Below are 13,786 nucleotides of genomic sequence, written 5' to 3' on the forward strand. Positions count from 1 at the left end.
AGCCGGTCCGGTCAGCCGCGCAGGACGGCCGGGACCACCGCGAACAGTGCCGCCGCCACGGTGACGGACAGGCAGAGCGCCGCCCAGCGGGCGCAGATCCGGCGACACTCGACGCGGTACCGGGCGGCCAGCCGGCGGCAGCGCTCGACCGCGCGGTCCACGACCTCCTCGGCGTAGCGCAGCCGGTCGGCGGTGTAGGCCTGTTCGAGGCCCTCCCGCTCCGCCACCGGCAGCCACGGGAACTGCGCGGCGAACGCACGGGCGTCCCGCTCGGCCGCCGCGACCTCCGCCTCCCAGGCCAGGAACCCCTCGATGCGGGCGAACTCCGCCCGGGTGTCCACCCTGGCGCCGGCCGGCCTGCCCTGCCGAGGGGTCCGCGCCCTCGGCGGACGCTGTCTGCCACCCATGACCGCTCCTCCAGTCCTGTCGAGCCGGTCCGCCGGAGAGCGCGCGGGGTCGGACTCCCGGCGGGGATCGCTCCGCGACCAGGCAACTACTACCAGCGACAAACCGCAGGTGGCGGGCGGCTCGCCACAGCCGGTCCGGCCCGGGCGAACTTGCGCGCCGCGCACGGTTGCGCACCACGCACCCCGTACCGGACAGTGGGGCCCATGACGAACGGCCGGCCCGGTCAGCGGGAACGGAGGAAGGCCGCGACGCGGGAGGCCCTCGGCCGGGCCGCGCTGCGGCTGGCGGCGGAGCGGGGAGCGGAGAACGTCCGGGTGCGGGACATCGCGGCCGAGGCCGGGGTCTCCCCGCGCACGTTCAACAACTACTTCTCCAGCAAGGCCGAGGCGATCGTGTACCGGCACCGCGCCCGCCTCGGGGAGGCCGCCGAGGCACTGCGCGGGCGGCCCGCCGGGGAGCCGCTCTGGGAGGCGCTCACCCGGGCCCTGCTCGCACCGTACGAGGACGCGGGCGGGCAGCCGGCCCCGCGCTGGACCCCCGCCGACCGACGGGTGCTGCACGAACCGGCGCTCCAGGCCGAACTGCTGCGCGACGGGGTCGACGCGGCGGCCGGGCTCGCGGCCGCAGTCGCCGCCCGGACTGGCACCGACCCGGAGCGGGACCTCTACCCGAAGCTGGTCGCCGGGGCCGCGCTCGCCGCGGTCAGGGCCGCCGCCGACCAGCACCTGGCCGCCGACCCGCCGGTGCCGTTCCCGCCGCTGCTGGCCGAGGCGCTGCGGCAGCTGGCCGCCGGGCTGCCCGATCCCGCGCGCCGGTGAGCGCAGCCGCCCGCGGGGCCGTCGGGGAGCCGCCGCAGGGGTGGGGGACAATGGGCGGCATGTCCCGACGTCGTTCCGCGCCCCGCGCCGCCGCGCCCCGGCTGCTGCCCTCCTCCCCCTGCCCGTGCGGCCTGCCCGCCGCCTACGGCGACTGCTGCGGCCGGCTGCACCGGGGCCAGGCGGCGGCCACCACCGCCGAGTCCCTGATGCGCTCGCGGTTCAGCGCCTTCGCCGCGCAGGACGAGGCGTACCTGCTGCGCACCTGGCACCCGGACACCCGGCCGGCCGAGGTCGACTTCGACCCGGGGCTGCGCTGGACGGCCCTGGAGGTGGTCGCCACCACCGAGGGCGGCGCCTTCCACGCCCAGGGCAGCGTCGCCTTCCGGGCGCACTGGGCCGAGGGCGGCGAGGAGGGCGTGCTCACCGAGAACAGCCGCTTCGTGCGGCACGAGGGCGCCTGGGTGTACCTCGACGCCCTCTCGCTCGGCTGAGCCGCCGGGCCCGCCGCGGCCGCTACAGGTAGTCGTCCAGCCGGGCCAGCGCGAAGCCCTGCGCGGTGACGTCGTTGACGACCTTGCGCAACAGGTCCGGCATGGAGGCCTTCCAGATGTCGGTGCCCCGGAAGTGGGTCAGGATGATGTCGCCCGGGTGCAGCTTCCGGTCGTCGTAGCGCCACTCCATGTGGTCCGGGAAGGCCTCCTCGTTCCACAGCGGCACCGCCTCCACCCCGCACGAGGCCGCCGCCCGCAGGGTGTCGTCGTTGTACTCGCCGTACGGCGGCCGGAACAGCCGGGGGCGGACGCCGATCTCCTGCTCCAGCCGGTCCTGCTGGGTGCAGATCTCCTGGCGCTGGGTCTCGTAGTCCAGCACCTTCAGGTTGCGGTGGTTGATCGTGTGGTTGTTGATCTCCACGCCCTGGGCGTGCAGGTCGCGGAAGTAGCCGTAGTTCTCGCGGGCGAGGTAGTCGGAGACGTAGGTGCTGAGCGGGATGCCCAGCTCCTCGGCCATCCGGGAGAACTCCGGGTCCTTCTCGGCGCCGTCGTCGACGGTCAGGAAGACCACCTTGTCGTCGGTCGGCACACCGTAGACGACGGGCGGGCGGCCGTCGGCGAGCTTGACGCCCTTCACCGGGGTGAGCGCGACCCTGGTCGCCGGGCGGGGCGGCGCCTTCAGCGGCGGGCGCTCCAGGCCCCAGCGCCGGGCGGTCTCCAGCGCTGCCCGGGCGGCCGCCTCCTGACGGGCCATGGCCTCGCTGCTGTTGCCCTCCTCCGCGCGGGCCAGCCCGGGCAGCCGGGGCTGGGCCGCCGGCGGAGCGCCCGCGCGGCCGGCGGCGTCGGCCGCCGCGGCGTTGGCGTCCGCGGCCAAAGGGGCCTTCGGCCCGGCGGGCCCGGCGCAGCCGGCGAGGACCGCGGCGAGGCAGACGGCGGCCGGCAGGCCGGCCCGTGCACCGCTCCGACGGTACTGACTCCCCCTCATACCCCCACTAATACGACGATCTGATGGTCTGTTCATGGCTGCACTGCTCCCCAGCCGTGCACCACCGCCAACCCCCACGTCACCCGCGCGGGGCAACGACGCACCCGGGGCCCGCCCCTCCTTGGCCCGGTCGGGTGCCCCGGCGCGGGCCGGCCGCGCGGCCGGCCCGGCGGAAAAGCGGTTGCGGCGGCCGGGCCGAGCCACGGATCATCCGCGCATGACGAACACCGCGCCCCGCCGCTCCGGCCCCTGGACCGTCGCCCCGGCGGACGTGACCGCCCCCGAGGCCCTGGAACTGCTGCGCGCGTACTACTACGACGTGGCCAACCGCTACTACCGGCTGCACCTCGGCCGGGAGGGCACCCCCGAGGAGCTGGAGTCCGGCCTGGCCGGCTCGCCCAGCGACCACCTCGCCGCCCCGGACGGCGCCTTCCTGATCGGCCGCCACGACGGCGCCGCCCACTCCTGCGCCGGCCTGCGGCGCCTCGACGCCGGCACCGCCGAGCTCACCCGGGTCTTCGTCCGCCCCGGCCTGCGCGGCACCGGCGGCGGCACCGTGCTGCTGGCCGCCGTCGAGGACGCCGCCCGCTCCCTGGGCGCCCGGCGGATCGTCCTGGACACCCGCCTCGACCTGGTCGAGGCCCGCGCGCTCTACACCCGGCACGGCTACCGCGAGATCCCCGCCTACAGCCACGGGCCGTACGCCCAGGTCTGGTACGGCAAGGAGCTCGGCCCGGCCGCGTCACCGGTCCCGTCCGCCGCCTCGTCCCCGGTCGGGCGCTAGGAACCCGGGCCGGTACGCCCCGGCCCGGCTCCCAGGGCGGCCGCGAGCTCGGCCGCGGAGGGCAGGGCGGCACCCGGCCGGCCGACGGTCAGGGCGGCCGCCGTCACCGCGCGGGTGAGGCAGGTCGCGAGGTCGGCGCCGCGGGCCCGGGCGTCCAGGAGGGCGGCCATGAAGGAGTCCCCGGCGCCGACCGTGTCCGCCACCGGCACCGGGAGCGCCGCCACCTCGACGCGCCCGCCCCCGGCGGTGCGGGCGACCGCGCCCCCGGCGCCGAGGGTGACCGCGACCGCCGCCGGGCCGAGGGCCAGCCAGCGCTCGGCGACGGCCTCCGGCGGCTCGCCCGGGTGGAGCCAGGCCAGGTCCTCGTCGCTGACCTTGACCAGGTCGCTCAGCGCCACCCAGCGCTCGACCCGGCGGACGGCCTCGGCGCGGTCCCCCATCAGCGCCGGGCGCACGTTCGGGTCGTAGCTGATCCGCGCCCGCCCGCGCCAGGCCTCCACCAGCGCCCGCACCGACGCCGCGCCGGGCTCGGTGACCGCGGCGATCGAGCCGAGGTGGATCGCCGCGGGGGCCTCGGCGAGCTCGGTGGGCGGCAGCGTCCAGCGGATGTCGAAGGTGTAGCGGGGCCGGCCCTGCCCGTCCAGTTCCACCACCGCCGAGGGCGTCCGGGCGGCCTCGGCGGCCCGCACCCGCACCCCGGCGGACTCCAGGTGCCGCCGGATCAGCCGGCCGTTGGCGTCCGGCCCCAGCTCGGTGAGCAGCGTCGTCGGCCGCCCCAGGCGGGCGAGGCCGTAGGCGACGTTCGCGGGGCTGCCGCCGGGGTGAACCCGGTCCGCGGCCCCACCTGATCGGACTATGTCGGCGACGCACTCGCCGATCACCAGGACGGGTGAGGCTGGGCTGGTCACGGCGGCTCCTGGCATCCGGTACGCGGGCGTCGGCTCGACCGCCAGCCTACGGGGTGCGTCGGGCGCACGGTGCCCGGGCAGCGAAGTACGGCCGCCGGACCTGGCCAGGTGCTCCGACGGCCGTGGCTCGTCCGTCAGGGGACGAAGCACTCCCGACGTTAGACCGTGCCCGCGGGCGCCGCCATCACCGTGAGCCGTCCGGGGGACCACGCTGTGTCGCCGGATCCCGCCCTTCCGCCCGGGCAGTCGACTAGCATCCGTGGCCAGGCGCCCCCGCCCACTCGTGGAAGTGCGGTGATCACCCTTGCCCAGGCCCCGAACCGGTCCCCTCCTGCCGCTCGCGCTCAGCGCGGTGCTGCTGTCCGCGAGCGCGCCGCCGGCCGCGGCCGCCGACGGGCTGGGCGACCCGGTCTTCCCCTCGCTCGGCAACACCGGGTACCAGGCGCTCGCGTACGACCTGGCCTTCGACTACCGGGCCGGGGCCGGGACGGTGGACGGCACCGCCGTGGTGACCGTCCGGCCCGACCGCACGCTGGCCCGGCTGGAGCTGGACGCACTCGGGCTGGACGTGCGCGCCGTCCGGGTCGACGGGCGGCCGGCGGGTTTCGCCGGCCACGACGAGAAGCTGACGGTCACTCCGGACCGGCCGCTCCGCCCCGGCGCCGTCACCCGGGTGGCGGTCGAGTACGGCGCCGACCCGCGGGCCCGGCTGCCGCACACCGGCTGGGTGCCCACCCGGGACGGCTTCGCGGTGGCCGGGCAGCCGAACAGCGCGCACACCGTCTTCCCGTGCAACGACCACCCGGGCGACAAGGCCCGGTTCACCATCGCGGTGACGGCCCCGGACGCCCTCCTCGGCGTCGCCAGCGGGGAGTTGACGGCCACCGAGCGGCACGCCGACGGCCGTACCACCCGCCGGTACGTGTCCCGCGAGCCGATGGCCACCGAGCTGGTGCAGGTCTCGGTCGGCGACTACACCGTGCGCGAGCGCACCGGCCCGCACGGCCTGCCGCTGCGCGACGTCGTGCCCAGGGCGCGCGCCGCCGAGCTGGAGCCCGCACTCGCCCTCACCCCGGGCCAACTCGCCTGGGCCGAGGCGCGCCTGGGGCCCTTCCCGTTCGAGACGTACGGGATCCTGCCGGCCGACACGGACGATCCGGCCGCGTTCGCCTTCACCGGCCTGGAGACCCAGACGCTCACCCTCTACAAGCCGAACTTCCTGCGCCAGGCCGAGCCGGCGATCGGCTCGCACATGATGCACGAGCTGGTCCACTCCTGGTTCGGCGACAGCGTCTCCCCCGCCCGGTGGTCCGACCTCTGGCTCAACGAGGGCCACGCCGACTTCTACGGGCTCACGTACCGCTACGAGCGCGGCTGGCCGGACGCCTGGGGGTACACCACGCTGACCGACCGGATGCGCCTGCTCTACGGGCTGGGCGACCAGTGGCGGCACGACTCCGGGCCGGTCGCCTCCCCGAACGCCGCCGACCTCTTCGACAGCCAGCGGTACACCGGCGGCGCCCTGGTGCTGTTCGCGCTCCGGGAGAAGGTCGGGACGGCGGTCTTCGACCGGATCGAGCGCGTCTTCCTGGACACCCACCGGGGCGGGAGCGCGAGCACCGAGGACTACGTGCGGACGGCCTCGGCCGTCTCCGGGCAGGACCTGCGGGGCTTCCTGCACGACTGGCTGTACGGCACCCGGACGCCGCCGATGCCGGGGCACCCGGACTGGGTGGTGGGCCCGGTGGGCCAGGCAGGGGCGCCGGGCGGCGGGGCCGCCGGGGCGGGCGGGCCGACGGTGGCGCGGGGGTCCGGAACGCTCTGACGGCGCGGCCGGGGACGGCGGGTGCACGCCCGGCGCGCCGCCGTGCGTCCGGTCGCGCCACGTACGCCCCTGACCGGCAGGGGCGGGTGGGGCCATGGTGGTTCCCACGGCCCGCCCGCCGCCCGGCAGAGTCCCGGTCGGTTCGCGGGCCGTCCAACGTCCGCGCACCGCCACCGGCGCGCGGGTCCCGGCGCGCGCCCGGTGCTCGGTGGCAGCACGCGGCGGCCCGTGACCCTTCCGGCGCAGCGTCGTTGGACCGGCCATGAAGAAGCGCAGCATGCTCGCCGTTGCCTCGCTCGCCGTCGGGGTCGTGGCCTCCCTCACCGCGCCGAGCGCCCACGCCAGTGCCGTGGGAGGGCAGGAGGGCCTGCCCGCACCGCTGGCCGGTGCCCAGGCCGCGCTGCCCGGGCAGGTCGGGGACGCGGGCGGCGTCCTCGGGGACGCCACGGGCCATGTGACCGGCCCCGCGGCCGGCCTGGTCGCGCACCCGTCCGCGTAGCCCCGGCGGGCCGGCGGGCCGGCTCAGGGCAGCGGGGCTCCGAGGTCCTGGGTCCAGTAGGGGGCGCCGGCGGGGCCGGTGGCGAAGCCGACGCCGACGTCCTTGAAGCCGCAGTCGAGCAGGTTGGACTGGTGGATCCCGCCGTCCATCCAGCGGGCGAGGACGGCGGCCGGGGTGGTCGGGCCCCGGTCGAGGTTCTCGCCCCACTGGGACCAGCGGTAGCCGGCGGCGGTGATCCGGTCCTCGGCGCGGACGCCCTCCGGGTTGACGTGGTCGAAGAAGCCGCGGGCGGCCATCGACTCCGCGTGCTTCTGGGCCGAGCCGTGCAGCCGGGGGTCGATCCGCAGCGGGGCGCAACCGGCCCTCGCCCGTTCGGCGTTGACCAGGTCCACCAGCTGGCGCTCCGGGTTGGGCTGGGGCGTCGCGGTGGCCGTGCGGGTGGCGGTCGCGGTGGGTGCGGGGGGCGGCGTCGGGGTCTGCGCGGCCGGGGTGGTCGGCACCGGCGTCGGGACGGCGACCGGTGCGGCGGCGGCCGTCGGGGTGTCCTGGGCGGCGGCCGGGGTGGTGGGCTCCGGCGTCGTCCGCGCGGGCTCCTCGGCATGCGGCCAGACCAGGGCGAGGGTGGTCACGGCGACGGCCGCGGCCGCGCCGCTCACCAGGACGGCCTTGCGGGCCGCGGCGCCGGCCCAGCCCCCGTGCCCGCCCGCACCGGCGTGGACACCGCCGCCGGTACCCGCTCCTGCGCCCGTCCCGGAGCCGGCTCCGGTGGCGGCCGCCGGGGCGGCGGCGACGGTGGCGGCGGTGTGCTGGAAGTGCAGCAGCACGGGTGCGTCGAGCGGGACCGGCACCAGCGCGAGGCCGGCCAGCAGCCCCTCGGCGGGGAACAGGTCCCGGCCGAGCCCGCCGCAGCCGGCGCAGTCGCGGATGTGACGGGCGATGCGCTTGCGCCAGACCGAGTTCGGGGTGCCGTCGAAGGCGGCGGTCAGCTCGGTCAGGCCGGGGCAGCGCGGGTAGGCGCCGAGCGCACGGACCACGACGCGGCCCGCTTCGAGCTGCTTCTTCATCCGCTGCACCCGTACGGCGGTGTGCTGCGGGCTCAGGTCGAGGGCCTCGGCGAGCTCGGCCCGGGTGAGCTCACCGGCGGCCTCCAGCCACCAGAGGGCGAGCAGCTCGCGGTCGTCCGGGTCCAGCCAGCGGGTGGCCTCGGCCACCTCGCGGCGCTGGCCGGACAGGCCGAGGCGCAGGATGGTGAGGTCGGTGAAGTCGGCCCGCGGGTCGGCGACCTCCCAGGCCTCGTCCAGGCCGCCGACGGTGGGCTGCTGCCGGCCGGCGGCGTGCCGTCGGCGCACCTGGTTCATGGTGATGGCGACCAGCCAGGACCGGAAGGACCCCGGGTCGCGGAGCCCGTCCAGGCCGTCCAGGGCCCGGATCATGGTCTCCTGGGCGACGTCGTCCACGTCGGCGTGGCCGCCGAGGGCGCGGCCGGCCACGTTGTAGACGAGCGGCAGCCAGGCGGCGACCAGCGCCTCCCGGGCCTGCCGGTCACCTGCCTGCGCCGCGAGCACCAGGGTGGTCCCGGTCCCGTTCTGCACCTCAGCGTTCATGGTCCGCACTCCGTCTTGCCGTGTTTCCGTCCGCCGCTGCCTCCTCGGAGACCCGTGGGAAGTGATCAGATAACAACAATGTGCATGGAATCGGAAAATCGGCCCGCGCCGAGGGGCCCGGTCTGGACGTCAGACCGGGCCGGGACGGGTGTCGGGGTCGAAGGCCGGAGCCGGGTCGGGGCGGGTGGCCGGATGGGGGGCGCGCTCGCGCCGGTTCACGCCGGGGCGGCGAACACCTGGGTCCACCACGGGCCGTTGGCACCCGTCCGCACACCCACGCCGAGCTGCTTGAACGAGCAGTTCAGGATGTTGGCCCGGTGCCCGGGGCTGTTCATCCAGGACTCCATCACGGCGGCCGGGTCCTTCTGGCCGCGGGCGATGTTCTCGCCCCAGGTGCTCCAGCTGTAGCCGGCCGCCTCGATCCGGTGGTCGGCGTGCTCGCCCTCGGGGCTGGCGTGGTCGAAGTAGTTGCGGTTCGCCATGTCGTCGCTGTGCGACTGGGCCGCGCTCGCCAGCCGGGGCTCGGCGCTGACCGGCCCGCAGCCGGCCTTGGAGCGCTCGACGTTGACCAGGTCGACGACCTGCTGGGCGTACGACGGGGACGCGCCGCCGCCGGCCGGCGGCCCTGCGGCGGCCCGCTTGGCAGCGGTCCGGACGGGGGTGGCGGTGCCCGTCGCGCTCGGCGCCGCCTTGGCCGCGGTGGCGGTGGGCGCGGATGCGGCGGTCGGGGTGGCGGCGGCCGCGGCCGTCGGGGAGGCGGCGGCGGTCGGGCTCGCGCTCGGCGCGGCCGGGGCGCTCGGGGCGGCCGTCGGGTCGGCGGTGGCGGGGGCCGCCGCCGGGGGGACGTCCGGGTTCGTGCCCCCGGCGCCGGGCACCTGGATGCCCTCACGGGTGCCCAGCTCCGCGGAGATCAGTGTGTCGGCGGCCAGCGCCTGGCCCGCGATGTCCCGGTCGGTCTGCTTGCCGCCGTACGCCGCGTAGCCCGCGCCGGCCAGCGCGGCGAACAGCCCGGTGCCGGCCACGGCGACGACGGCCGTCACCGGCACGACCACGCCGCGCCGCCGCGCCCGCCGGCCCCGCCCGCCGTGCCGCTCGGCAGCCCGCCGCGCCGCCCGGCCGCCGGAGCGGCCACCGGCCGTACGCCCGCTGTCACCGCCTCCGCTCGCCGGGAGGATGGTCGTCCTGTCGTCGCTGTTCACGTGGCCACGCTTTCTGTTCCGGGTCGACTGGTCGGGTGTCGACACTGGGGAGACCTCCCGGCGGGGCGCCGATAACAGAAATTCCGAACGGACGTCCGGCGGTCCGGCCCCGGGCTCAGCCGACCGGCGCTTCCGGGGCCATGTCGTAGGTGAGGAAAGCGGTCCGGTTGGCGACCTGGTCGTACTTGCCGCGGGCCCGGTAATTGTCCTCGGCGGTGATCCAGCGGACGGTGTTCCACCCGCGTTCCGCCGCGATTTCCCGCAGCCGGCCCAACAGCGCGTCCACCGCGCCGCCGCCACGGGCCTCCGGCGCCACGAACAGGTCGTCCAGGAAGCACCCGACGGCCCCGTGCAGCGGACGCGAGAACGGCCGGTAGTGCGCGAGGCCGACCGGCCGGCCCTCCCCGTCCCGCACCAGCAGCCCCGCCACCTCGTGCTCCGGGTCCGTCAGCCAGGACCACACCAGCGCGGCCTTCTCCTCCGGAACCGGCACCCGGTAGAACTCGCAGTACCCGCGGAAGAGTTCGCGCCAGGCCGGGTAGTCGCCGGCCTCGGGCGCGCCGACGCTCCAGTGGGTCGCGGGGGTGTCGCTCATCTCGGTCTCCTGTCGCGAGGTTCGGTGTGGCCCCAGCATGGCGGACCGCCCTCCCGCCGCCGATCACCACCTCGGCCAGGAGCGTCCGCCCACTGCGCCGCTCCGGCTCCTTGCGGCACCGCGCGGGCGGCCCGGCGGGGCCGGGCGTCGCCGGTGTGGCGCCGGGGGTGGCACCGGTTCAAACCTCCGGCCCCGCCGGGCCGCCCGGACAGGAGGCGAATCGGCCATTCTCGGAGATCCCGCCGCCGCACCCTCCGTGGACGGAACAGCGGCGGTTAGGTTGGCGATGACAACGGGAGGCGGCCGCCGGGCAGCCGGCGGCGCACTGGCGAGAGGGGCCCGACCATGCGGGTGAGTGTCGACCGGGACCGCTGCTGCAGCTCCGGGATGTGCGTCACGAACGTCCCCGAGGTCTTCGACCAGGACGACGACGACAGCCTGGTGAGGCTGCGTCAGACCGTTTTCCGGCCCGACCAGTTCGACGATCTCAGACTGGCCGCCCAGCTCTGCCCGGGCGGCGCCATCACCGTGGTCGAGGAGGAGCCCGCCGAGGCCGCGGCCGACCGGTCCGACGGCTGACCCGGCCGACGGCCTGACTGCCGACCGCCCCGGCCGAGAGCACCCCCGACGGATGTTCGACCACCACACCCCCACCGGAGAACCATCGCGACGCAAGGAGACCCCGCCTTGACGACCACGCCCACCGCCCCCGCCACCCCGCTGCCGGCCCCGCACTCGGCCGGCTGCCCGTTCGGCCCGCCGCCCGCCTACACCGAGGCCGCCGCCACCGCGAGCCTGACCCGCGGCAAGCTGCCCGGCGGGGAGTCCTGCTGGCTGGCCACCGGCTACGCCGAGGTCCGCGCCATCCTCTCCGACCGCCGGTTCAGCGCGGACCTGCGCCACCCGACCTTCCCGCTGCTGGTCGCCGGGGACCGGGAGCAGCTCACCGACAACCCGAGCTTCCTGAACCGCGACGACCCCGAGCACGCCCGGTTGCGCCGCATGGTCACCGGGGACTTCCTGGTCAAGCGGGTGCAGGCGATGCGCCCGGACATCCAGCGGATCGTGGACGAGGCGCTGGACGCGATGACCGAGGGCCGCACCGAGGCCGACCTGGTCGCCGACTTCGCGCTGCCCGTCCCCTCGCTGGTGATCTGCCTGATGCTCGGCGTCCCGTACGAGGACCACGAGTTCTTCCAGTCGATCAGCCGGACGCTGCTCACCAGCACCAGCACGAACGAGCAGCGCCTCGCGGCCCGGGACGAGATGCTGGCGTACCTGGAGGAGCTGACCGCCCGCAAGCGGGCGCAGCCGCAGGACGACATCCTCAGCCGGCTCGCCGCCCGGGACGACCTCACCCCGCGCGACGTCGCCGGGACCGGCTTCCTGCTGCTGATCGCCGGGCACGAGACGACCGCGAACATGATCTCGCTCTCCACCGCCCTGCTGGTGGACCGGCCGGAGCAGGTCGCCAGGCTGGCCGACCCGGCCGCGCTGCCCGGCGCGGTGGAGGAGCTGCTGCGCTACCTCACCATCGTGCACACCGGCGTGGCCCGGGTGGCGCTGGAGGACGTGGAGCTCGGCGGCGTGACCGTCCGGGCCGGGGAGGGCGTGATCGCGATGCTCTCCACCGCGAACCGGGACGAGGAGCTGTTCGGCGGCCCCGGGCTGCTGCCGCCCGACGAGCTGGACGTGGACCGGGACGCCCGGCGGCACCTGGCCTTCGGCTTCGGCGTGCACCAGTGCCTCGGCCAGCCGCTGGCCCGCGCCGAGCTCCAGATCGCGCTGGCCACGCTGTTCCGTCGGCTGCCCGGACTGCGGCTGGCCGTCCCGCGCGAGGAGCTGGCGTTCCGCACCGACTCCTTCATCTACGGCATGCGGTCACTGCCCGTCACCTGGTGAGCGCCGGTCGTGGCCGACGGGTGCGATCCGGGCACCCGGCTGGCCCTCGCGCCGGGGCCGAGGCAGGCTGGAGGGGCGAAGTGACACCGCTGGTCCCGGCGCGCCCACGACAGGGGCGCGCCGGCGCCGGCCGAGGAGACGGAGCCCGCGATGACCGACATGAGCCAACGGTCCACGGTGAGCAGCGAGGAGCAGGAGGACGTCCGCGCCGCTGACCCCGAGGAGGGCATCCCCTCGATGCAGAACCTGCACGCGCAGGACACCTCCCGGGCGGAGGGGGACCGCATGCTGGACGAGCCAGGACAGCCCGGCTGACCGTCCGCCGTACCGACTCGACCGCCCGGTGGGACCGGGCGGTCGCCGCGACCGCGCAGGTACCGCCGCTCCGGCGGCGGGGCACCAGCGGGGGAGGATAGGCGCATGACCGAACACGACCGAGGCGACCGCCAGGCCCGGCCGCCCGCGGACCCGCGCACGTCGTGGGCGACCTGGACCACCCAGTCGATCATCAGCGGCCCCGGCGGGGTGACCACCGCGGAGGTCGGCCCGATCTCCGGCGACCTCACCGTGCACACCACCTGGGTGGACGGCGAGGCGCGGCTGACCGTCCAGTACACCGGCGCGCTGGACTGGTACACCGTCGCCGGCAGCCCGGTGGCGGCGCCCGACGAGACCACCGCCCGGGCGATCCACCAGGCGATGGTGAACGGCGTCAAGGCCGGCCGGGGCGCGGGTGCCCCGGCCCCGCCGGCGCCCTAGGATGTCGCGACCGTGGGCCCGGGACCGCTCCCGGGCCCACGGTGCGCCGTCAGCGGCCCGGTGCGGCCGCGTCCCAGTAGGCGCCGTCCGCCGGGCGCCGCGCGCGCAGGTCCTCCCGCACCTCGTCGGCCAGCCGGCGGGCGTCGCGGCGGTTCATGGTGGCGCCGATGCCGGCGCCGACCAGCAGCGGTGTCAACGCGGGCAGGTGGCGCAGCGTGCTGCGGGTCAGCCGGCGGCGGACCTGCTGGCGCACCTCGGAGCCGATCGCCAGCGCGGCGAAGCCGGCCGGCCGCACCAGCAGGCTCGCGTCGACGCCGCGGCGGTTGGCCCAGGCGCCCAGGTAGGCGCCGGCCCGCTGGGTGGCGCTGCCCCGCGCCGGGATGCCGTAGACCTCGTGCAGCTCGGCGATCAGCTTGATCTCCACGGCCGCCACCGCGAGCGTCTCGGCCGCGATCTCCACCGGCATCGCGGGAGGCACCGGCATCATCGCCGCCGCGCCGACGCCCGCGCCGAGCGCGCCGGAGGCCCGGACGGCCCCGGTGACCAGCACGTCGGCCAGCTGCTCCGGGAAGGCCGCCTCCGGGTGCTGGGCCCGCAGGGTGGCGAGGTCGCGCACCGGGATCCGCGGCGCGGTCCGCACCAGCTGGTCGGTCATCGCCCGGCCGCCGTACGCGGCGCCCTTGGCCGCACCCCGGGCGACGGCCCGGCCGCCGTGGCCGAGCAGCCGGGCGGTGTGCGTCACCACGGCCCTGCCGCGACCGCGCTGCCTGGCCGCGTACTCGGCGACCGGGCCCTGGCCGGCGGGGCGCTCGGAGGCCTCGACCAGTTCGGCGAGCCGGTCGGCGAGCTCGGGCGCGGCGGGGCCGGCCCCGGAGGGCTCGGGTGCCGCGGGGTCGGGTGCGGGAGGATCCGGCGTGGAACGGGCCGGGCCGGTCGGGTCGGGGCCGGTGCGATCCGGCCCGGGGAGCGGCCGGGAGCGGCCCGGCCTGCGGAAGAGTGCCATGGGAAT

General features: G+C 76.8%; 16 protein-coding genes. 9 read left to right on the forward strand and 7 right to left on the reverse strand.

The genetic code is table 11. The features are described 5' to 3' along the window. Nucleotides 1–11 precede the first annotated feature (11 nt). Nucleotides 12–407: a hypothetical protein gene (locus ACH5AR_RS16865; RefSeq protein WP_396302170.1), complete on the reverse strand. Its 396-nt coding sequence runs from the start codon at nt 405–407 to the stop codon at nt 12–14. Between the two features lie 204 nt (nt 408–611). Here ACH5AR_RS16865 and ACH5AR_RS16870 point away from each other — a divergent pair, with 204 nt between their 5' ends. Next, nucleotides 612–1,226 (forward strand): TetR family transcriptional regulator, encoded by a 615-nt coding sequence (locus tag ACH5AR_RS16870; RefSeq protein WP_396302171.1) that lies wholly within the window; start codon nt 612–614, stop codon nt 1,224–1,226. A gap of 59 nt (nt 1,227–1,285) precedes the next feature. Beyond that, nucleotides 1,286–1,717: a YchJ family protein gene (locus ACH5AR_RS16875; protein ID WP_396302172.1), complete on the forward strand. Its 432-nt coding sequence runs from the start codon at nt 1,286–1,288 to the stop codon at nt 1,715–1,717. 22 nt (nt 1,718–1,739) lie between these two features. On the opposite strand, the gene ACH5AR_RS16880 is transcribed toward ACH5AR_RS16875, so the two are convergent. After that, complete coding sequence (locus tag ACH5AR_RS16880; protein ID WP_396302173.1) at nt 1,740–2,702, reverse strand: polysaccharide deacetylase family protein; 963 nt, start codon at nt 2,700–2,702, stop codon at nt 1,740–1,742. A gap of 217 nt (nt 2,703–2,919) precedes the next feature. Between ACH5AR_RS16880 and ACH5AR_RS16885 the strand changes: the two genes are divergently transcribed. Next, nucleotides 2,920–3,486: a GNAT family N-acetyltransferase gene (locus tag ACH5AR_RS16885; RefSeq protein ID WP_396302174.1), complete on the forward strand. Its 567-nt coding sequence runs from the start codon at nt 2,920–2,922 to the stop codon at nt 3,484–3,486. Here ACH5AR_RS16885 and ACH5AR_RS16890 read toward each other — a convergent pair. After that, nucleotides 3,483–4,394: a carbohydrate kinase gene (locus ACH5AR_RS16890; RefSeq protein ID WP_396302175.1), complete on the reverse strand. Its 912-nt coding sequence runs from the start codon at nt 4,392–4,394 to the stop codon at nt 3,483–3,485. The two genes, ACH5AR_RS16885 and ACH5AR_RS16890, sit on opposite strands and share 4 nt — an antisense overlap. A 304-nt stretch (nt 4,395–4,698) precedes the next feature. Between ACH5AR_RS16890 and ACH5AR_RS16895 the strand changes: the two genes are divergently transcribed. Both ACH5AR_RS16895 and ACH5AR_RS16900 read left to right on the forward strand, forming a co-directional pair. Continuing rightward, nucleotides 4,699–6,219: a M1 family metallopeptidase gene (locus ACH5AR_RS16895; RefSeq protein WP_396302176.1), complete on the forward strand. Its 1,521-nt coding sequence runs from the start codon at nt 4,699–4,701 to the stop codon at nt 6,217–6,219. A gap of 262 nt (nt 6,220–6,481) precedes the next feature. Next, nucleotides 6,482–6,718 (forward strand): hypothetical protein, encoded by a 237-nt coding sequence (locus ACH5AR_RS16900; RefSeq protein WP_396302177.1) that lies wholly within the window; start codon nt 6,482–6,484, stop codon nt 6,716–6,718. Between the two features lie 23 nt (nt 6,719–6,741). On the opposite strand, the gene ACH5AR_RS16905 is transcribed toward ACH5AR_RS16900, so the two are convergent. The 3 genes from ACH5AR_RS16905 to ACH5AR_RS16915 all read right to left on the reverse strand — a co-directional run bounded on the left by ACH5AR_RS16905 (nt 6,742) and on the right by ACH5AR_RS16915 (nt 10,116). Further along, complete coding sequence (locus ACH5AR_RS16905; protein ID WP_396302178.1) at nt 6,742–8,322, reverse strand: sigma-70 family RNA polymerase sigma factor; 1,581 nt, start codon at nt 8,320–8,322, stop codon at nt 6,742–6,744. A 215-nt stretch (nt 8,323–8,537) separates the two neighbouring features. Continuing rightward, nucleotides 8,538–9,521, reverse strand: a complete 984-nt coding sequence (locus ACH5AR_RS16910; protein ID WP_396302179.1) for a CAP domain-containing protein — start codon at nt 9,519–9,521, stop codon at nt 8,538–8,540. A 115-nt stretch (nt 9,522–9,636) separates the two neighbouring features. Then, nucleotides 9,637–10,116 (reverse strand): GNAT family N-acetyltransferase, encoded by a 480-nt coding sequence (locus tag ACH5AR_RS16915; protein WP_396302180.1) that lies wholly within the window; start codon nt 10,114–10,116, stop codon nt 9,637–9,639. 345 nt (nt 10,117–10,461) lie between these two features. Here ACH5AR_RS16915 and ACH5AR_RS16920 point away from each other — a divergent pair, with 345 nt between their 5' ends. The 4 genes from ACH5AR_RS16920 (at nt 10,462) to ACH5AR_RS16935 (ending at nt 12,777) form a co-directional block, all read left to right on the forward strand. Beyond that, entirely contained in the window at nt 10,462–10,695 is a 234-nt protein-coding gene (locus tag ACH5AR_RS16920; protein WP_396302181.1) for a ferredoxin, read from the forward strand. Nucleotides 10,696–10,803: 108 nt separating this feature from the next. Next, nucleotides 10,804–12,018 (forward strand): cytochrome P450, encoded by a 1,215-nt coding sequence (locus ACH5AR_RS16925; RefSeq protein ID WP_396302182.1) that lies wholly within the window; start codon nt 10,804–10,806, stop codon nt 12,016–12,018. Nucleotides 12,019–12,168: 150 nt separating this feature from the next. After that, nucleotides 12,169–12,333: a hypothetical protein gene (locus ACH5AR_RS16930; protein ID WP_396302183.1), complete on the forward strand. Its 165-nt coding sequence runs from the start codon at nt 12,169–12,171 to the stop codon at nt 12,331–12,333. Nucleotides 12,334–12,438: 105 nt separating this feature from the next. Further along, complete coding sequence (locus ACH5AR_RS16935) at nt 12,439–12,777, forward strand: hypothetical protein (protein WP_396302184.1); 339 nt, start codon at nt 12,439–12,441, stop codon at nt 12,775–12,777. 49 nt (nt 12,778–12,826) lie between these two features. Here ACH5AR_RS16935 and ACH5AR_RS16940 read toward each other — a convergent pair whose 3' ends face one another. Beyond that, nucleotides 12,827–13,780, reverse strand: coding sequence for a hypothetical protein (locus ACH5AR_RS16940; protein ID WP_396302185.1), 954 nt, complete (start codon nt 13,778–13,780; stop codon nt 12,827–12,829). Between the last annotated feature and the right edge of the window lie 6 nt (nt 13,781–13,786).

The sequence above is a fragment of the Kitasatospora sp. NPDC018619 genome, from assembly GCF_044391605.1.
GTDB lineage: Bacteria > Actinomycetota > Actinomycetes > Streptomycetales > Streptomycetaceae > Kitasatospora.

Coding starts and splice junctions, on each gene's coding strand:
- ACH5AR_RS16865 (WP_396302170.1), bottom strand. CDS start 407: ATGGGTGGCAGACAGCGTCCGCCGAGGGCGCGGACCCCTCGGCAGGGC.
- ACH5AR_RS16870 (WP_396302171.1), top strand. CDS start 612: ATGACGAACGGCCGGCCCGGTCAGCGGGAACGGAGGAAGGCCGCGACG.
- ACH5AR_RS16875 (WP_396302172.1), top strand. CDS start 1,286: ATGTCCCGACGTCGTTCCGCGCCCCGCGCCGCCGCGCCCCGGCTGCTG.
- ACH5AR_RS16880 (WP_396302173.1), bottom strand. CDS start 2,702: ATGAGGGGGAGTCAGTACCGTCGGAGCGGTGCACGGGCCGGCCTGCCG.
- ACH5AR_RS16885 (WP_396302174.1), top strand. CDS start 2,920: ATGACGAACACCGCGCCCCGCCGCTCCGGCCCCTGGACCGTCGCCCCG.
- ACH5AR_RS16900 (WP_396302177.1), top strand. CDS start 6,482: ATGAAGAAGCGCAGCATGCTCGCCGTTGCCTCGCTCGCCGTCGGGGTC.
- ACH5AR_RS16905 (WP_396302178.1), bottom strand. CDS start 8,322: ATGAACGCTGAGGTGCAGAACGGGACCGGGACCACCCTGGTGCTCGCG.
- ACH5AR_RS16915 (WP_396302180.1), bottom strand. CDS start 10,116: ATGAGCGACACCCCCGCGACCCACTGGAGCGTCGGCGCGCCCGAGGCC.
- ACH5AR_RS16920 (WP_396302181.1), top strand. CDS start 10,462: ATGCGGGTGAGTGTCGACCGGGACCGCTGCTGCAGCTCCGGGATGTGC.
- ACH5AR_RS16930 (WP_396302183.1), top strand. CDS start 12,169: ATGACCGACATGAGCCAACGGTCCACGGTGAGCAGCGAGGAGCAGGAG.
- ACH5AR_RS16935 (WP_396302184.1), top strand. CDS start 12,439: ATGACCGAACACGACCGAGGCGACCGCCAGGCCCGGCCGCCCGCGGAC.
- ACH5AR_RS16940 (WP_396302185.1), bottom strand. CDS start 13,780: ATGGCACTCTTCCGCAGGCCGGGCCGCTCCCGGCCGCTCCCCGGGCCG.